The sequence below is a fragment of the Metabacillus litoralis genome, from assembly GCF_007994985.1.
Classification (GTDB): domain Bacteria; phylum Bacillota; class Bacilli; order Bacillales; family Bacillaceae; genus Metabacillus; species Metabacillus litoralis.
In genome coordinates this window covers 151,451-170,266 of the sequence record NZ_VOQF01000005.1, presented here as the reverse complement: position 1 = coordinate 170,266, position 18,816 = coordinate 151,451, and the positions used below count along the sequence as shown (strand labels likewise).

The 18,816-nt window shown below is 33.3% G+C and carries 11 protein-coding genes and 1 pseudogene; 1 reads left to right on the top strand and 11 read right to left on the bottom strand.

Annotated elements, in window-relative coordinates; all coding sequences use genetic code 11:
* Window positions 1-373 precede the first annotated feature (373 nt).
* Window positions 374-1,822 (bottom strand): cardiolipin synthase, encoded by a 1,449-nt coding sequence (cls, locus tag FS935_RS08960; protein ID WP_146947708.1) that lies wholly within the window; start codon window positions 1,820-1,822, stop codon window positions 374-376.
* A 385-nt stretch (window positions 1,823-2,207) separates the two neighbouring features.
* On the opposite strand from cls, the gene FS935_RS08955 reads away from it, so the two are divergent.
* Complete coding sequence (locus tag FS935_RS08955) at window positions 2,208-3,503, top strand: aminotransferase class I/II-fold pyridoxal phosphate-dependent enzyme (protein WP_146947706.1); 1,296 nt, start codon at window positions 2,208-2,210, stop codon at window positions 3,501-3,503.
* Between the two features lie 127 nt (window positions 3,504-3,630).
* Here the strand turns inward: FS935_RS08955 and FS935_RS08950 are convergent, their stop codons facing one another.
* From FS935_RS08950 to FS935_RS08905, 10 genes and pseudogenes are all read right to left on the bottom strand, one after another.
* Window positions 3,631-4,767, bottom strand: a complete 1,137-nt coding sequence (locus FS935_RS08950; RefSeq protein ID WP_146947704.1) for a mannitol-1-phosphate 5-dehydrogenase — start codon at window positions 4,765-4,767, stop codon at window positions 3,631-3,633.
* A 1-nt stretch (window position 4,768) separates the two neighbouring features.
* The gene (locus tag FS935_RS08945; RefSeq protein WP_146947702.1) at window positions 4,769-5,200 is read right to left on the bottom strand and encodes a PTS mannitol transporter subunit IIA; all 432 of its coding nucleotides are present in this window, start codon (window positions 5,198-5,200) and stop codon (window positions 4,769-4,771) included.
* Window positions 5,201-5,203: 3 nt separating this feature from the next.
* The gene (locus tag FS935_RS08940) at window positions 5,204-7,306 is read right to left on the bottom strand and encodes a BglG family transcription antiterminator (protein ID WP_146947700.1); all 2,103 of its coding nucleotides are present in this window, start codon (window positions 7,304-7,306) and stop codon (window positions 5,204-5,206) included.
* A 442-nt stretch (window positions 7,307-7,748) separates the two neighbouring features.
* Complete coding sequence (locus tag FS935_RS08935; protein ID WP_146947698.1) at window positions 7,749-9,188, bottom strand: PTS mannitol transporter subunit IIBC; 1,440 nt, start codon at window positions 9,186-9,188, stop codon at window positions 7,749-7,751.
* Window positions 9,189-9,836: 648 nt separating this feature from the next.
* Complete coding sequence (locus FS935_RS08930; RefSeq protein WP_158638574.1) at window positions 9,837-11,105, bottom strand: methyl-accepting chemotaxis protein; 1,269 nt, start codon at window positions 11,103-11,105, stop codon at window positions 9,837-9,839.
* 76 nt (window positions 11,106-11,181) lie between these two features.
* Window positions 11,182-11,343, bottom strand: coding sequence for a Myb-like DNA-binding domain-containing protein (locus tag FS935_RS23405; RefSeq protein ID WP_158638573.1), 162 nt, complete (start codon window positions 11,341-11,343; stop codon window positions 11,182-11,184).
* Window positions 11,344-11,396: 53 nt separating this feature from the next.
* Window positions 11,397-12,110, bottom strand: a complete 714-nt coding sequence (locus FS935_RS08925) for an EAL domain-containing protein (RefSeq protein WP_146947696.1) — start codon at window positions 12,108-12,110, stop codon at window positions 11,397-11,399.
* A 204-nt stretch (window positions 12,111-12,314) separates the two neighbouring features.
* A complete protein-coding gene (locus FS935_RS08920; RefSeq protein WP_146947694.1) occupies window positions 12,315-13,031 on the bottom strand; it encodes a LytR/AlgR family response regulator transcription factor in 717 nt (238 codons plus the stop codon).
* Between the two features lie 10 nt (window positions 13,032-13,041).
* The gene (locus tag FS935_RS08915; RefSeq protein WP_146947691.1) at window positions 13,042-15,681 is read right to left on the bottom strand and encodes an ATP-binding protein; all 2,640 of its coding nucleotides are present in this window, start codon (window positions 15,679-15,681) and stop codon (window positions 13,042-13,044) included.
* 219 nt (window positions 15,682-15,900) lie between these two features.
* Window positions 15,901-18,683: pseudogene (locus FS935_RS08905) on the bottom strand (EAL domain-containing protein).
* Window positions 18,684-18,816: the final 133 nt, after the last annotated feature.

The window sequence follows — 18,816 nt, the reverse complement described above, 5'->3', positions numbered from 1 at the left end:
GCAAACTATGTATATAGTTACTTATTTTAAAAGTGGACTAATCAAAGGGCTTTTCATTCAAAATGCACTTAAGACTAACTAAATCTTTAATAATTTTAGTAAAAGTAAGTTAGCTCTTATTTACTTAACACTCTTTATGGCTAAAACGTGTATCTTTTTCACACCTCGAGCAGGCTGCAATCATTTTATCTTCGATTCGGATTTTTCTGATTTGTCGTCGATTTTCCGGATTTGTCATCTATTTTTCGGATTTATCGTCGATTCTGCGAAAATATCATCGATTAGACTATTTTCGACAAAACCTGCAACACCCTACCAACTCATTACAAAAAGATTACACCATAAAAAAGCCCCCAAAGTATTGGGAGCAATATTACAAAATCGGAGACAGCAGTCGTGATACAGATTCTTTGAACCGAATTCTTCGTGTTCTTTGAAGATAAGCTTCTAGAGTTAAAACGCGTGATAGTGCCACATCTTTCCGAAAAGCGTCAACAAGCTGCAAGGAAATATTTCGGTCATAAATAAAAGCATTCACTTCGAAATTCAGCTTAAAGCTTCTTACATCAATATTGGCTGTGCCGACTGAGGAAATTTCATCATCAACCACTATTGTTTTTGCATGAATAAAGCCGTTATCATAAATGTAGATCTTTGCTCCTGAATTTAATAATTCACCAACATATGACAGTGTGGCCCAATAGACAAAGGGGTGATCTGGTTTATTAGGAATCATTAATTCAACCTTTACACCCGATAAGCAGGCTATTTTTAATGCATCTAAAAGACTTGCATCAGGAATAAAATAGGGTGTTTGTATATAAATTGATTTCTCCGCTGTTGAAATCATTTTTATGTAGCCATTTTTGATTTGCTCCCATTCAGAATCAGGACCACTTGTCACGATCTGCATACTACTTTTCCCGGTCATTTCTGGACTTGGAAATAGCTCTGGTGAGTAAGCAATACATCTTTTTCCTGTTGCTTGATTCCAATCAAGGATAAATCGTGTTTGAATCGCATGTACAGCTGTTCCTTGAATACGTAAATGTGTGTCACGCCAATAGCCAAATGCAGGATTTAAGCTTAAATATTCATCACCCACATTGAAGCCACCAACATATCCAATGCTTCCATCAATGATCACAAGCTTGCGATGATTACGATAATTCATTCGCAAATTGATCCATCTTAACTTTGATGGAAAAAACACTTCTACTTCACCTTCTGCAGCTCGAAGCTTACGGAAAAATGAAGGCCTTAAGCCCCGCGATCCAAGATCATCATATAAAACTCTAACCTTTACTCCCTCCTCTGCTTTTGTTGTTAATGCAGAAAGAAGCCGCTTACCAAGCTGATCATTTTTTAAAATATAATATTGCAAATGAATATGATGTTTTGCTTCATTAATATCTTGAAGAAGCTTATCAAATTTTTCATTTCCATCTGTAAAAATATCAATACTATTATCTTCTGTTAAAACAGCATCATTATTTGTTACATGCATATTAATAAGTTGTTTATGATGTATCGCTGTGTCAGCTTGAAACTCAAACATATTGTTTCTGATATGCTCTAGCTGTGTTGCTAATAATTTCTCAATGCCAAGCTTTTTACGATCTTCCCATTGAAACATCCGATATCGACTTAAATTTTGCCCAAATAATAAATACAATAAAAAACCTAATACTGGGATAAAAAACAACACAAGCAGCCATGCCCATGAAGATGGTGCATCTCTTCGTTCCCGAAAAATCACAACAACAGCAAATAAGATATTCAAAACAATGATCACACCAAGTAACACTGATACAATATTCATTATATATCTCCTCAATCGTTTCTAAGCTTAAAGGTTCATGCTTCTTTATGATGAATTAACTTGTAAAGGCTATCGCTATCTTATATCCTTAAGTATATTATATGCTAACAAAGGTTATTTTCCATAAAGTGTCATAAGATATTTTAGCGCAAACCTGGTTATCTTAGAAATTGCTGAATGAATACTATGTGATAAAAAGTTTCATTTACTAACAATCACAGAAGCTTAATACGATCGTTTGTTTCCTCATAAAAACTTGTGTCAAATTGTGTCTTTAATTTTCACTAAAATGTTGAAATACCACTGTGAGAACAACCTTTACTATGATAAAATATCACTTAATGAATTTTCAAAATACTTATTAATTATAGAGGTGAAGTAAAGCATGAATGAATTAGCTCAAGCGCTAAATCAAGCTGTTAAAGAAGAAAATGAATATGTGTACGATATGCTATCACAGCTCGGAAAAGAAATGTTTTATCCAAAGGGTATTTTGAGTCAATCAGCGGAAGCTGGTAAAAAGGCACATCGATTTAATGCGACGATCGGTATTGCAACGGAAAACAATGAACCAATGCATTTTCAGCATATTCAAGATCTATTCGGAGACAAAGTCGCTGCTAAAGACCTTTTCCCTTATGCACCACCACAAGGAAAAGAAGCTCTACGTACAGAGTGGAAAAAGAAAATACTAAAAGATAATCCAAGCTTAAATGGTGAAATCGTTGGTAATCCAATCGTAACAAACGCATTAACACATGGCTTAAGTATTGCCGCTGACTTATTTGTTGACGAAGGTACACCCGTTATTTTACCTGATAAATATTGGGGCAACTACAACTTAACATTTAAAGTTCGTCGCGGGGGAACAGTTACCACTTTTCCTTTATTTAATGAAGCAGAAGGATTTAATAGTGCTGGATTAAAAGAAGCTATAAATTCACACAGTTCTGCTGGTAAAGTGGTTGTTTTACTAAACTTCCCTAATAATCCAACAGGCTACACACCACTAGAATCAGAAGCAAAAGAAATTGTATCTGTTTTAACTGAAGCTGCTGAAGCTGGCTTAAACATTGTTGCACTAATTGATGATGCGTATTTCGGATTATTTTATGAAGATTCAATGACAGAATCAATTTTCAGCTTATTAGCTGATGTTCATCCTAGAATACTACCAGTTAAAATTGATGGAGCAACGAAGGAAAACTATGTATGGGGATTTCGTGTAGGCTTTATCACTTATGCAAGTAAAAGTGCGGCAATTCTAAATGCACTTGAGCAAAAAACGAAGGGTCTTATCAGGGGAACAATCTCAAGCAGCTCTCATCCTTCACAATCGATTATTTTACAATCACTGCAATCAAACGAGTTTGATGTAGAAAAAGAGCAAAAGTTTGCGTTAATGAAAAGCCGTGCGGACAAAACAAAAGAAGTGCTAAACAAAGAAGAATTCCAAAAGTACTGGACGTACTATCCATTCAACTCAGGATACTTCATGTGCTTAAAGCTCCACAGCATCAACGCTGAAGAATTACGCTTACACCTACTAGACAAATACGGTGTCGGAACAATCTCCATCAACTCCACAGACCTGCGCATCGCATTCTCATGCGTAGAAGCTGAAGACATCGAAGAACTATTTGACTTAATTGCACAAGGTGCTGAAGACTTGCAGAAATAGGTGCCTGTCACTACCCGATTTTTGTCGAATAACACCAATAAAAAAATGTCGCCTTCTTTAAATAGGCGACATTTTTTATTGATATCGGTGCAGATACAGGTGACTGTCACCACCCGGTTTTTGTCGATTAAATCTTCTTCTCTACATCCTTCACTAATGGATGAGCCACAACTAACCCTGTGATCTCGCTAAATGCACCTGCTGCCCCTTTTTCCTCAATCATCTTCTTAAGATCAATTGATTCCTGATCTTCCTCGGAAACGAATTGAAGTGCGGCAACGATTACTTTTACAAGATGCTCTGGTGCTTCTTTGAATTTCTCTAAGTATTCTAAAGCTGGTGCCACTAAACGGTCTTTTGGTCCTAGCTTACGAATAGGCGCTCTTCCAACACGTTGTACATCATCTACAATATAAGGATTAGCGAATCGACCAATTATTTTTTGAATATAAGCTTGATGCTCATTTTCGTTAAAACCGTATTTAGAAACTAACACATTGCCCGTTTCTTTAAGAGTATCAAGAACATCTTTTTTTACTTCTTCATTTGCTATTGCATCTGCTACTGTTGAAAAGCCTGCAAGATTGCCTAAATAAGCAGTTGCAGCGTGTCCTGTGTTCACTGTGAATAGCTTACGCTCGATATACGCTGATAGATTATCAACAAATAATGCTTCTTCAACATTTGGTTGTTCACCTTTTATTTGTGTTGAATCAATGACCCATTCATGAAATGGTTCAACAAGAACATCTAATAAGCGTTCATTTTTTTGATTTGGTACAATTCGATCTACTGCTGAATTTGGAAAACCAATATGCTCCAGGACCCAAGCTTTTTCTTCATCATTAAGCTTTTCAAGAACATGCTTTTGCAGCTCACTGCTTCCTCCGACCATATTTTCACAAGCAATTATGTTAAGGGAGCCACCACCAACTTGCTTACGCTTTTTTAAACCTTCCGCAATCAAAGGAGCCACAAACTTCAAAATATGTGGACCTACAGCTGTAGTAACAATATCAGCTGTTGCGATTGAATTTATCACAGCATCGGGAGATTGTTGACTATTAATTCCTGAAACATTTTCTACGAAAAATTCATATTTTTCTTCATTTGCAAGAATCACACGATATGATTTTTCTTTATTAAGTTCATCTATCAATGCTTCATTCACATCAACAAATTCAACATGATATCCTGATTGATGTAATAAAAGCCCGATAAAGCCGCGACCAATATTACCAGCACCAAAGTGAGTTGCCTTCAAATTAGTTCACCTCGCTAAGAAGCTGAATAATTTCCTCTTTCGTTTGTGCTTGAACTAGTTTTTCTACATTTTCTTCTTCAGAAAGTACAATCGCAATTTTAGAAAGAATTTCTAAGTGCTCATCACCTTTACCTGCGATTCCAATGAGAAGTTTTACGATATTGCCATTGCCAAAATCAACTCCTGCAGGAACCTGGATAACTGATAATCCTGAGTTGATTACAGATGTTTTTGCATCTTCTGTTCCGTGTGGTATCGCAACGAAATTCCCCATAAATGTTGAAGATAATTCTTCTCGTTGTAGCATTGCCTCGATATAAGCTGCTTCTACATAGCCTTTTTCTACTAAAATTTGTCCTGTAGCTTTAATTGCATCTATTTTGTTTTCATAATTTTGATTTAATAAAATGTTTTCTGCATTTAAAATACTCATTGTTTAAACACTCCTTATATTTTGAACAAAGTTCTTGAAATATTTCTGACTAATATATTGAATAAAACTGCTTTTTGTAGCTGTTTCAAACATGACGATACTTTCTCGAGATTCAATAATACTCGCACTTATAAAGCTCATAAGCTCAAGTTCCTCACTTGTTGCTTCCTCTGGTGCTATTAATAAAAGAATTCTTGAAACTTCAAGCATTTCATTGTCCATCGCTCGGAGAATTCTAGGTTTTTCAAGGTCAAGAACATGAAACCCAGGTCTAAACACCGTCTCACTTCTTGCGTGAAATAAGGCAAGCTTTGTTTCAGGAATGGCTAGGCCACCAATTTGTTCTCTCTGTAATAAAGCATCAACAATTTCTTGCTCGTTCTTAACTAATCCTTTTTCTTTTAATCTTTTACTTACAGGCTTCAAAATTGAGCTAACATCATCACGATCAACTATTTTGAAAAGCTCCATATCCTCTAAAAGCTGTATCAAAACGTGAGATTTCGCGGTAAAATCTTTAAATTGCTCAAAATTTAAAGTTAGCTCTACCTTCGGATTATTTTCTTCAAAAGAGCTTATTCCTGAAATCTCAAGTCCTTTTCCTTCTATATACTTTTTAATTCTTTCCAATTCCTGTGGAGTCAAGATCGGACTAACAAGCAAATAATCACTGGAAATTTCCTCAATGGCAATGGTAGAAAGAATAATATCATAATTGTTAAGATCAATATCTCTTAATTCAAAAGCTGAAATACTTCTCAGTTCAGTTAAATGAGGAAATTGATTATTAATTTGCGTAACAAGCATCTTTGATGTTCCTATACCACTAGAACAAACAACTAAAGCCTTTAATTTCCGAATAACTTTCTTTTTATTCAAAGCAGCTCCAAAATGAAGAACTAAATATCCTATTTCTTCCTCGGGTACTTTATCAAATGGTAGTGTTACTTTCACTGCCTGCTGAATAACCTCAAACAGCTCTTGGTAATCCCGCTTAATTTCCTGAAGAAGTGGATTCGTAATTTTCATACCCTGCTTCAGACGATAAATAGCTGGCTGAAGATGAGCAAGAAGACCTTGAAATAGCGATTGATCTTGTAGTTTATTATTCGTAAGCTGCTCCACCTGCTCAATTAAACGTTGCACAAGATAAGCAATCTCAACATTTTCATCTTGAATATCGAGCTTTCCTTCAAATCTGAGCTTTGCACCTCTTAAGTGCATGGTAATATAGCCTTTTTCATCAAGTGGAATAGATATATTAAATGTATTTTCTAGTTTTTCTGCTATTTCTTCTGCAAAAGTAAATTCACGAGAGTCTTTTAGTTGATCAAGATATTCTTCTTTAATGGTGATTTTCTCACCACGTTGAATTCGCTCAATAGCAAGAGCAAGATGTACAACCAATCCAACATAAGAACTATCTGCCAAGGGGTATGGTAACCGAGAATTGATTTGATTAATCAAATTCTCAATCACAATGATTTTATCCTTTTTTACAAGCCCTAAAAGTCGTTCAGAAATTGAATCGATTTTGTTTGTTGATTTTCTATCAATATTTTCTCGGACCATTCGTAAAAAGTCTGGAACATCAAATCGGTTTGATATTAGGCTTGTTATTGCCTTTCGCTTTGCTTCTTCAGAACCGGTTAACTCAATTCCATAGCCTCTTCTTCGAATTAAAGTTAATCCATATTCTTGCACAAATGGCTCCATTTTATCAAGATCATGACTAATTGTTGCTGTTGTCACCCCAAGATCATTTGCGAGAGTCTGTAATTTCATCGGATCTTGATGATCTAATAAGGTGCAAAACGCCACCATCATCCGCTCATCAGGGGTATATTCCTTATAATCCTGCTTATGAATTGAAATTCTCAATTCATGAAAATTAGCTTCATTCCCAACAATTTTGATTCCAATTCCAGCACGCTTAACTAATTCGAGCTTAAATTCCTTTAATAATGATTCAACATTCTTTAAATCTCGATGAATCGTTCTCTCACTAACATCTATAACATCAGCGAGCTCTTTAATCGTAACCTCCTGATTGGCTTCTTCAATTAAATACTGAAGAATAAGCCGCTCCCTTGCAGAAACAATCATTTTCCATCACTCGTTTCAACATGAGTTATTGACATAGTTTAATTATAAATGCACCTTCAATATAGATTCAAACAATAGAAAATGCGAATTTTTCAATTACACTCATGACATAATTTAATTGTTGTTAATATAGAATCTGATGCGGTTGATCGTTTTGGTCTAAGGATTATTATTAGGTTATTTGATTGACCTTACTCTATTGAAGACCTCTTTTTTGAATTGTGGATAGCTCTGTAATTTTGCGGATTTCTCATGAATTTCATGTTTATCTTCGATTTTGAGAATTTATCTTCGATTCTTGAAATTTATCTTCGATTTTCTGATTTTATCTTCGATTATTAGAATTTATCTTCGATTAGACAAAAAGCGACAAACATCCACTATGCTCATGTCCATCAAAACATAAAAAGGATACCTAATGTGGCATCCTTTTTACTCTAAATTATTTTAATTTGTTTACAATTTCATCATATTTTGGACTATTTAAGAAATTATCCACTGATACATGATAAGCAGTCGGTAGCTTAGCTTGTGCTCGATCTGTTAAATCTTTGTGAGAAATAACGATATCAGCATCAGCTGGGATGTTGTTGATTGATGTGTTTGTTACATCAATTCCTTCAATATCAGCTTTTTTAACTTTATTTTTTAAGATGGATGCACCCATTGCACTTGAACCCATACCGGCATCACATGCGAAGATGACTTTTTTCACATTTCCGAAATCAAATTCTTCAGTTGTAGTAGCTTCTACTGTTTTTTCAGCAGTTGTTAAGTTACCACTTACAGAGCTTTTCTTACCTTTCATTGCTTCCATTTTAGCAGTAGCAGCTGTTAAATCTTCTTCAGATTGCTTGCTTGTTTTAAGAATTAATGATGCAACTGCGAATGAAACTGCAGCAGCAATAATTACACCTAGAAGAACACCTACATAGTTACCTTTTGGAGTCATTGCAAGTAACGCAATGATACTACCTGGAGATGGACTTGCTACTAAACCTGCATTGAAAACTGTGAAAGTGAATACCCCACTTATCCCACCAGCGATTGCTGCAAGAAGTAACATAGGCTTCATTAAAATGTAAGGGAAATAAATTTCATGAATACCACCTAAGAAGTGGATAACTACGGCACCAGGTGCTGTTTGTTTTGCTGATCCTTTTCCAAAGAACATATAAGCTAATAAAATCCCTAAACCAGGACCAGGGTTTGATTCTAGTAAGAATAATACTGATTTTCCTGCACTTGCTGCTTGCTCAATACCAATTGGACTTAAAATACCGTGGTTAATTGCATTGTTTAAGAAAAGAACTTTTGCTGGTTCAATGAAAATACTTGCTAAAGGAAGCAAACCAGCTTCGAAAATACCTTCAACTGCAGCTGCTAAAACTTTATTTAACCCTTCAACAACTGGACCAATTCCTAGTAATGCAATTATCGTTAATAGTGCTCCTAAAATACCAGCTGTAAAGTTGTTAACTAACATTTCAAAACCAGTACGAACTCGATCTTTCAATAAACCATCAAGCTTCTTGATTAAGTACCCACCAAGTGGACCCATAATCATCGCACCTAAGAACATAGGGATGTCTGCACCAACAATAACCCCCATTGTTGCAGTCGCACCAACAACACCACCACGTACATCATAAATCATCTTACCACCTGTATATCCAATCAATAGTGGAAGAAGGTACGTAATCATTGGACCAACTAATGCTGCTAATGTCTCATTAGGAGTCCAGCCTGTTGGAATGAATAATGCTGTAATAATACCCCATGCAATGAATGCACCGATATTCGGCATAATCATTCCACTTAAATAACTACCAAAACGTTGTATCTTAACACGGAAATCTGCCTGATTTTGCTTCGTTTCCATTATGGTCACCTCTTTATAAGATTATCTGTTATTGTGTTTCTTTCTTGTCTTAATAATAAAGCGATTACATAAAAGAAACAATTTAATCTAAACATGATTTTGTCTGACACAATGTTGACAAAACTAAATTTAAGGTAGAAACACCTCCACTTTGTCAATATCGAACATTGTCGAAACCCCTTGATTTTGTGGCATTTTTGGGGCGGTGCCTGTCACGCCCCGGTTTTTGTCGAATACAATATATCAATCCAACATTTAAAAACACTGTTTACTCCTTCACCCTTTATCATCCCAGCCACCAGACTTCGCCCAAGCTGAAGGACACTTTTTGCTCCTTTATTAGTTGTAGATTCTTAAGTCTTTGACCTGAATCAAGCTCATTAATTGTTTATTTCGTTTTTACAATAGGCATCGGACTTTCTTTTTAAGCAGTTATTTACTTAAACGTTATATACACTTTTATCCTTTTTCATTTCATGTTTGGGAAGTTAAATTTGTTATTTACAAACGTTATTCCACCTTGTATGTATATAGTTAATACAATTGATTTAGATAGCTTTCCAGAAGAGTAATACAAATTAAAAAGAACCAACCTCGTTTGCTGAAGGTGGTTCTATGTCTATGGACTCAGAGAATATCAATATATACTTATACCTTAAATTTTAAAAGTTGATTATTTAAATGGTCAGCCAAATTGGATAGATTTTCTGCTGATGAAGAGACCTCTTCTGATGCAGCCAGTTGTTCCTCTGTTGCAGATGTTATTTCTTCTATTCTTTCTAATGAAGCTCTAAAGATTTCTTGAACATCTGATACCGCTTTAGTTACATGTTCTGTATCTTTATCTATTATATATGTCTTAGATGACACGTTTAAAATTTCTGTTTCTAGATTGATAACAGCATCTTGTATAGTCCTAAAAGTTTCATTTAAGGTTGATATTTTCTTAATACCAGATGAAACTTCATTAGTTGATGTATCCATTGACTTTAATACAATCTTTGTTTCATTTTGGATCGCATGAATAAGTTCACCAATTTTTTTGGAAGATATAGAAGATTCCTCTGCTAATTTACGAACCTCATCAGCGACTACTGCAAAACCTTTACCATGTTCACCAGCTCTTGCAGCTTCGATTGCTGCGTTTAAAGCAAGTAAATTAGTTTGATCAGATATTCCAGAAATAACCTCAATAATATTTCCAATTTGGTTAGAGTGTTCACCCAATTTTGTTATTGAACTAGATAAATCTCCTACTGAAGTATTGATTGTATTTAATTGTTGTAAGGAGTTTTGAATTTCTTTACCACCAATTGCCGCCTTTTCTGAAGTTGAATTCGTCAATTCCTCAACTCTTTTGGTGCTTTGGGAAATATCACTAATATTATTTGATAATTTCTCAATTGCTTCTTTACTTGCATCTACCTGCTTTTCTTGGTTCTCTGAGATCCTTAACTGCTGAGTCATTGTATTTGAAATATTTTCGCTAGCACTGGTCGTTTCTTCTGATGTAGCAGAAAGCTCAAGTGAAGTTGATGCTACCTGGTAGCTCGTTTCCTGAACTTCTTTAATTAGTTTTTGTAAAGTATCTGCAAGATTGTTGAATACTTGACCCAACTCTTCAAATTGATCATTAGTTTTTACAGAAACACGTTGCGTATAATCATTGTTGTTAAAATGATGTGTAATTGCTAATAGTTTTTTTATAGGTCTGTCAATCAGGATCTTGATTATATAATAAATAATAATGGCTCCGATGAATATGCTGACTATGGCTGAAATGATATTAACCATAAGTGAATTTTCAAAATAATTATGTACAAAACCAACCAATGTCGTTCTAATTGATATAAGTATAAACAGAAGTAGTGACAAGCTACTTATTAATTTAAATTGCAGTGTCCTGCTAAATTTCACTATAGATTCCTCCATTTATTAATAATGGGATTGTTCGTTCCTCTTTCCTCAACTTGTTTTCACAATTCCCCAAATTTCAAGCATATATCTTTTCTCTTTTAATTTTTCTATATCTTTTTTCAACACTAACAATAGTTCGATTTAATAATATGGCAATCTCTCTATATTTTTTACCATTATTACGAAGAGTTAGTAATTTAAAATCTTCTTTCGTTGTCCAATGCTTGTAAGTTCTCAATTTTCAGAGTTACCTCCAATCACTATTGATTTTTCACTCCACGAAATTCACTCCTATATTCTCGTGGGCTTTCCTATAATATATCCTTGTCCTAAAGAAATTTTTAGAGCTTTAGCACATGCAAGATCACTAGGTGTTTCTATTCCCTCTAACACTAGGGCAATGTTCTCTTCTGAGCAGTATGCTGAAAGTAGTGAAACAATTTTCTGTTTTCTTCTAGATTCACTAAGACCCTGGGAAAAATATCGATCCAACTTCACAAAACTAGGTTGAAATTCAACCATTTTCTGCAACGATGCCGCACCTTTTCCTACATCATCAATAGCAATGCTTATCCCTTGATCTTGTAACCAACTTATCTTTTCCTTAAGTGCTGGAATCAACCAAATTTGTTCTTCTTCAATAGATTCATTTAATTCTAAAATGAATCTACCAACTGCTTTTGGATGCGTATTAAGTAAGTCATTTATAATTAATGGAAATTCTTCATGTAAAATTGTAGAAGGAAATATATTAATAAATAGAGGTACTTGACTGAATTTTACATATTCCTCTATAGCTTTCTTTAAACTATAGATATCTAGCTGAAAAAGACAGCCGTTCTTTCTTGCTTCGGAAAATATCTCCTCTGGATTTAAGGTACTGTTACTTCTTAAAAAGCACTCATATCCTGATAAACTCCAATTTTCTAATGTCCAAAGAGGCTGAAATACATGATGTATTCCTGAAAGTCCTAAGGGTTCAAACGTATTGTTGCTAATTTTCATTCCCCCCTCACACTACCAAAGTCCTAAATCATAATTCTATGTAAATCATATGAATAACTGACACAAATGTCCAATTACATTAAGGACATGTAAGTGTTTATATAGACATACTCTTTATCCTTTTAACCACAATAGTAATCCAATAAGACAAAAAGTTACAAATTTAGACATAGAAAAAAAGCAGCTATTTAATGGCTGCTTTTTTTAGTTAAGCATTTTTTGAATCTCTTTTATTTGATGCTTAGATACTTTTGCTGGTTCTAGATAATCCTTAAAATATGCATAATATGTTTGACCAAGGGATTCTATATTTGTCAATTGATTAATATTCACAATATATGATCTATGCGACTGCACAAATCCATATGGTAACTTTTCTAATAAATCTGTTAATGATTCAGAGTTTTGATAGACTTTATTCCTTGTGTGAATGAACGTTTTTCTTTCTAATTTCTCAATAAAAATAATCTCATCATGTGGAATGATGGTCACGCTACTATAATGTTGTAGAACTAACTTTTTTTCATTATTTTTAGAAAAGACTTCTTCTTTTGACTTCTCTACTCGAACCCTGGAAACCTTATCAATCGCTTGAACAAATCTATCATATTCAATAGGCTTTATTATATAATCTACAGCACTTATTCCGAAAGCCTCTACAGCGTACCAATCATGACCGGTTGTAAAGATAACTTGTAATTCTGGAAATAAGGATTTGCAATACTTAATTGCTTCCATCCCATTTAATACAGGCATTTCTATGTCTACTATTGCAATATCTGGCTTCTCGGTTATTATTTTACTGATCAGTTCCTCTCCATTTTTAGCCTCTCCCACAACTTTATAAGATGGTAGCTTACTTATAAAGTGAGTCAACACTTTTCTAGATGTGAGATCATCTTCTGCAATAACTATTCTCATTTTAAGATTTTCACCTTCTTAGGTATTGATTTAAAAGCTTGAAAAGTAATCCTACATCTATTGGTTTTGTTATATATTCGGAACATCCTACTGACAATGCTTTCTCTATATCATCTGAAGATGCATTGGCACTAACAACTATAATAGGTACTTGATTTTTCTCTTTTCCTCTTAATATGTCAATAATCTCTAATCCGTTCATGTCAGAAAGACTAACATCAAGAAGAATTAAATCTATATCCTCTTTATTTAATAATTCCAAACCTTCTCTTCCTGTTTTAGCATATAAGATCATTATTTTCTCATGTTCATTTCTGAATAAATTCTCAATAAGTGAACGGTTCATATTATTATCCTCAATATATAAAATTTTTGAGAAAGGTATATTTAAGTGATAATTTATTGCTTTCATTTCACTATGTTCCTTATTTTCTTCTTCAGATAGTAGCAAAGGGATTTTAATGTCTAGTTTTGTACCTTTACCTAATTCACTAGTTAAACTTATAGAGCCATTAAATTCTTGTATGATTTGGTTTACTATAGAAAGTCCTATTCCAGCTCCTGGTATATTATTTCTCATATTTACACTTCTATAAAATGGCTCAAATACCTTTTTCAACTCCCCCTTACCTATACCTATTCCAGTATCTTTTATAGTAATATAAACATATTTTTCATCCTCGATCGTATTAATAAAAACACTTCCGTTATTACTGTTATATTTTATTGAATTATCTAATAGGTTAATAAACAATTGCCTTAACTTTGTACTATCTGCCCAAACTATTGATGATTTAGTTGTTAAATCATTCAAAATAAGATTAACCTTTAACTCCGTTGCTTGAGATTCAACCATCCTTATACTTTGTTGCAAAATTGGTTGTATCAATACTTCCTCCATTTTAAAGTGCATCAAACCAGAATCGTTCCTTGACAGATCTAATACTGAATTAATAAGGTTCGACAAGTGGCGTCCTGCAAATAAAATTTCTTTAACATGAGATCTTTGTTCCTCAGTTAGATCTTTATCCATTTCTAGCACCTGTGTAAAACCTAACACACCATTTAAAGGTGTCCTTAGCTCATGGTTCATTTTCGAAAGGAAATCCGATTTTGCTCTACTTGCTTGATCAGCTTCTTCCTTAGCAATTAACATTTCCTTCTCTACCATTTTTTGTTGTGTTATATCTACGATGGTACTGATAACTTCTACTGTTTTCCCATCTTTAATAACTGGTTTTAAAAAGCTAAGTAGATTAAAGTTTTTATAATAACTCTCATAGGTAACTTCTTCACCACTCCACGCTTTATCATATTGTTTTAGGTGAAATTGATACATTTCATCAGATAATGGCAATTCATTTAATTTAATACTAATTAAAGTACTCGGTGGTAAACCTAGTTTATACAGTAATTGACCGTCAATTACTGTATGAACATAACAACTGCCATCTTTTTTGAACTTATTAATAACACTTAATTGATTTTTTATAATATCTTTTAAGTTATCTTCAGCTCTTCTCAGTTTGCGAACTACCTCATTTTTTTCACTAACATCTTTTCCTATTAAGTAGAAACCAGGCATTCCTAAATTTTGAATTATTGGTAAAAGTGTTACAGTCAAATCTATTGGATCTCCACTTTTTTTAACTATGCTCAACTCTTTAAATGTAGGGTTCTCCGATAAAGCCTCTTGGATTGCTGATTGTAGCTGTACTTTGTTTTTCGGTAAAAACAAACCATAAATATCTTGTTTGATGACATCTTCTCGTGTGTATCTTGTCATCATTAAAAATGTTTGATTTACATCTATTATTTTCCCCTGATTATCTAGTTCTAAAACAATTAAAGGACTTGAATGGAATAAAGATTGATATTTTTCATCTACCAGTTTCTTTTTTAGTATGATTCTTTCTCTATCAACATAGATTACAATAATAATACTTATAAAGATTAATAATGTTGCCAAGCCTATATAATAAGCCATTCTACTGTAATCCATATTGATGGAATGAATATATTCTTCTTCAGAGTTAAAAGAGGTTGCAGCTAATAAAACATACTGCACTGCAACTAAAGGTAATCCTATCAAGAAGGATCTTACTAACTTATGATAAAACCCTCTTTTTTCACCTTTTTTATGAGATCGTTGATTATTAAAATACAACAGAGAACTAAAGGCTGTTATTAGAGCAAACCCAAAAGATACTATCACTAAAATCCAATTAAACTCTAACTCTCCTAAGTGTTGTATAGAGTAAATCCCAATAAAATGAACAGATGTAATGGCTATAGCAAAAATTAGTCCACTAATGACATATATAGTCTTTGATTTATTATCTAATGTGTTAATGTAAAAAACAAAAAGTATTCCAACTGACCAAAAAATGAAAGAAGTAGCAATTAATACTATGTCAAACTGAGGTATAATGGGACACTGATACCCTAGTAACCCAATAATAGTTATACTCCATATAATAATTCCAGCACCAGATGCTAAAAAATACAAATTAAAAAGATTTAACTTTACTTTTGACAAAATTAGTTTACTTATATAATCCTGAGCAATCCATGAACCAATTAAAGCCATTATCAGAGATAGTAAAAAATAATATAGATCAGAACAATCTGATACACCTATTTGGAACATATTTTTTCCCCTTTACTATTTACATATAAACTATATCTTTAATGTTACTAAACACTCTCTTCATGAACTATATGTAACTTATTCCAATTACTTGTTTATCTGAGGCAAGGCTAATTCTTGTAGCGACAGTAGCTTTATCCTTTTTATTTTTTCCATTTTATGTAACTCTTCGTTATAAACATGATAAAAGCTTGTATCTATAAAGATACAAGCTTTTATTTAGCTCACCGTTTTCGTCATATAGTACAGAAGTTCTTCATTCAATAATAAATCCATTTTCTCTTTTGGCACTGGAGGACTTAAGAGAAAGCCCTGAACCTCATTACAATGTAAATCACAAAGATAATGTAATTGTTCTTCTGTTTCAACGCCTTCAGCCACAACATTTAAACCTAGTTTTTAGCCATAGATATAACAGCTGTCGTTATGACCGTATCATTTTGTTCTGTTAAAATCCCCTGGATGAATGTACGATCAATCTTTAATGTATCCACTGGAAATCTTTTTAAATAATTTAAGGAAGAATAACCAGTTCCAAAATCATCGATAGCAATAGAAACACCTATTTTTTTTAGTTGTTTTATTGTACGTATAATTGATCTTTTATTTTCCATAACGGCAGTTTCAGTTATCTCTAGCTCAAGCCATATAGGATTTAAACCTGTTTTCTCTAGTACTTGTTGAACACTTTTAAGAATATCACTATGTTTTATCTGTAATACAGATAAATTGACTGAAACTTTGATAGGTGGCAGGCCTTCATCTTGCCATTTTTTATTTTGTAAACATGCTTGCTCTAAAACCCATTCACCTATCGGTACAATCATACCGCTTTCTTCTGCAATTGGAATAAATTCTGTTGGCGATACCATTCCAAGCTCTAGTTGATTCCAACGGAGTAATGCTTCAACACCAGATAATTTCCCAGTTATTGTATCCATTTTCGGTTGATAGTAAAGGTCAAACTCCCCTCGTTTTAGTGCATCGCGCATGTATGTTTCAAGCCTGAATTTATTAGATAGGACTGAATTCATTTCATTATGAAAGTGACGGTAGGTGTTTTTGCCTTGATTTTTCGCCTGATACATAGCTGTATCAGCATTTTTTATTAAATGATCTACATTTTCACCATCATGTGGAAATAAGCTTATCCCTATACTGGTTGTTGTTACAAAGGAATGCCCATCTATATTATAAGGTTGTGCTAACTCTTGAATTAAATTTGTTGCAACACTACTTACATGTTGTTTATCAGTAATGTTTGGTAAGATGATTGTAAATTCATCTCCTCCAAACCTTGAGATTGTATCACACTTTTCTAGATTTTCTTTTAATCTAACTGTAACTGCCTGTAATAATTTATCTCCCATTATATGACCAAAATTATCATTCACATATTTAAATCGATCCAAATCCATAAACAATACTGCAACTATCGTTTGATCGTCTCTAGCCATTTCAATTTCTTTCGTCAAAGCTTTTTTAAACATATATCGATTTGGTAACTGAGTCAGACTATCATGAGAAGCATGGAATTTTATTTTTTCTTCATTTAAGATTCTGTCGGTAATATTTGTCGCAAAACATAAGAGAGATTGAGCTGTTCCATCTTCTTCAACTATTGGGATCTTCATTACTTGCATCCAATGTTGTGAGCCTTTTGTATCTACAAGAGCAATCTCCGGGAGAAATTTCTCGCTTTTTGTTTCAATTACCTCACGATTCATCTGAAATGATCGCTCAACATCTTCTTGATCAGGATTAAAATCAGATTCCTTCTTCCCAATTATTTCAGAAGGTGTTGTACCTAATAGCTTTGCAAAGGATTCATTTGCCAATAAATACTGCCCCTCTCTATCCATCACATAAATAGCATTAGGACTCTTATCTATAATCTGTCGTAAGAACATTTCTTTAGATTTTAATTGTGTTCTTGTTGAATGCAAGGATTGTATCATTTCATTGAATCGATTTAATACTTTCCCAATTTCATCCTTCGAATCTACATCTTTAATAAATGTTTGAAAATTACCTTTAGCGACTTGATCAACTGCATTATGCAACTTTCTTATAGGGTTCATAGTCTTTATAGTATGAATTACTGATAAAAACGTTAAGAGAATAACTAAAATTATTGTAATAGCCCATAAACTTTTATGAAACTTCTGTACACCTAAAAAGGTTGTTTCTGCTGGGACTTGTGTAACTATTCCCCACTCTAAGCCTGGAACATACTTATAGGAGGAATACATCTCTATATTAAATTGATTGGTTAATTCCATATACCCAGATTTTTCTCCTAATAATGCTCTTACCGCTGGATTATCGGAAACATTTATTCCGATCATATCTTTTTTAGGATGAGCAATTAAGTTCCCATTTGAATCAACTATATAAGCATAACTATCTTTACCAATGGTTAAATCTTTAAAGACAGATTGAAATAACCCTTGTTTATGAAGATGAATAGACAAATGTATAACTCTCTGCATTTGTTCATTCTCATCATATAAAGGTATTGACAATAAAATAATAGATTGTTTCGGATTCACCCTATTTGCAAGAACATTACTGAAATGTATTTCTTGTCCTAATATTTTGTCCATGACATACTCTTTATCATTTTCAACTAAATAGTCCTTTAGGATTATATCTCTTCTAACAAGTTCCTCACCATAAACATCTGTTATTGTTCCTCCATCAAAATAAGGTGAAGTATCAACAATTATGTCTAATTCCTTTTGGAGCTGATTTCGTTCGTTTTGAAACAATTCCTTCTTTTCTTTGCTGCTTTTTGATATTGCGTTTGCATTCTCTACTAACAACTCTGCATGTTCAGTTAAACGGTTGACAGATAAATCAGTCAATTCCCTATACTGGTCTTTTGAAATCTGTGGAAGAATAATACTTGAAGCTATATAAACAAAGCAGATTAAAAAAATAATAGCAATAAATAGGAAGAAAAAAGTCCGCCTAAATATACGAGATTTTAATACATTCATATCCATCCTTATCCTCCATAAAACCATTGATAGAGCTGTTATATAAACTAATACCAGACTCGATTCCTATTCATGAATTCGTCAAATCTTTTCTGAATTACTTATATTTTTACTATTCATTTAGTTATTTGTT

Excerpts from the sequence above, each read along its gene's own strand:
- FS935_RS08955 (WP_146947706.1), top strand. The coding sequence starts at position 2,208 with ATGAATGAATTAGCTCAAGCGCTAAATCAAGCTGTTAAAGAAGAAAAT.
- FS935_RS08935 (WP_146947698.1), bottom strand. The coding sequence starts at position 9,188 with ATGGAAACGAAGCAAAATCAGGCAGATTTCCGTGTTAAGATACAACGT.
- FS935_RS08945 (WP_146947702.1), bottom strand. The coding sequence starts at position 5,200 with ATGAGTATTTTAAATGCAGAAAACATTTTATTAAATCAAAATTATGAA.
- FS935_RS08940 (WP_146947700.1), bottom strand. The coding sequence starts at position 7,306 with ATGATTGTTTCTGCAAGGGAGCGGCTTATTCTTCAGTATTTAATTGAA.
- FS935_RS08920 (WP_146947694.1), bottom strand. The coding sequence starts at position 13,031 with ATGAGAATAGTTATTGCAGAAGATGATCTCACATCTAGAAAAGTGTTG.
- FS935_RS08915 (WP_146947691.1), bottom strand. The coding sequence starts at position 15,681 with ATGTTCCAAATAGGTGTATCAGATTGTTCTGATCTATATTATTTTTTA.
- cls (WP_146947708.1), bottom strand. The coding sequence starts at position 1,822 with ATGAATATTGTATCAGTGTTACTTGGTGTGATCATTGTTTTGAATATC.
- FS935_RS08925 (WP_146947696.1), bottom strand. The coding sequence starts at position 12,110 with ATGAAAATTAGCAACAATACGTTTGAACCCTTAGGACTTTCAGGAATA.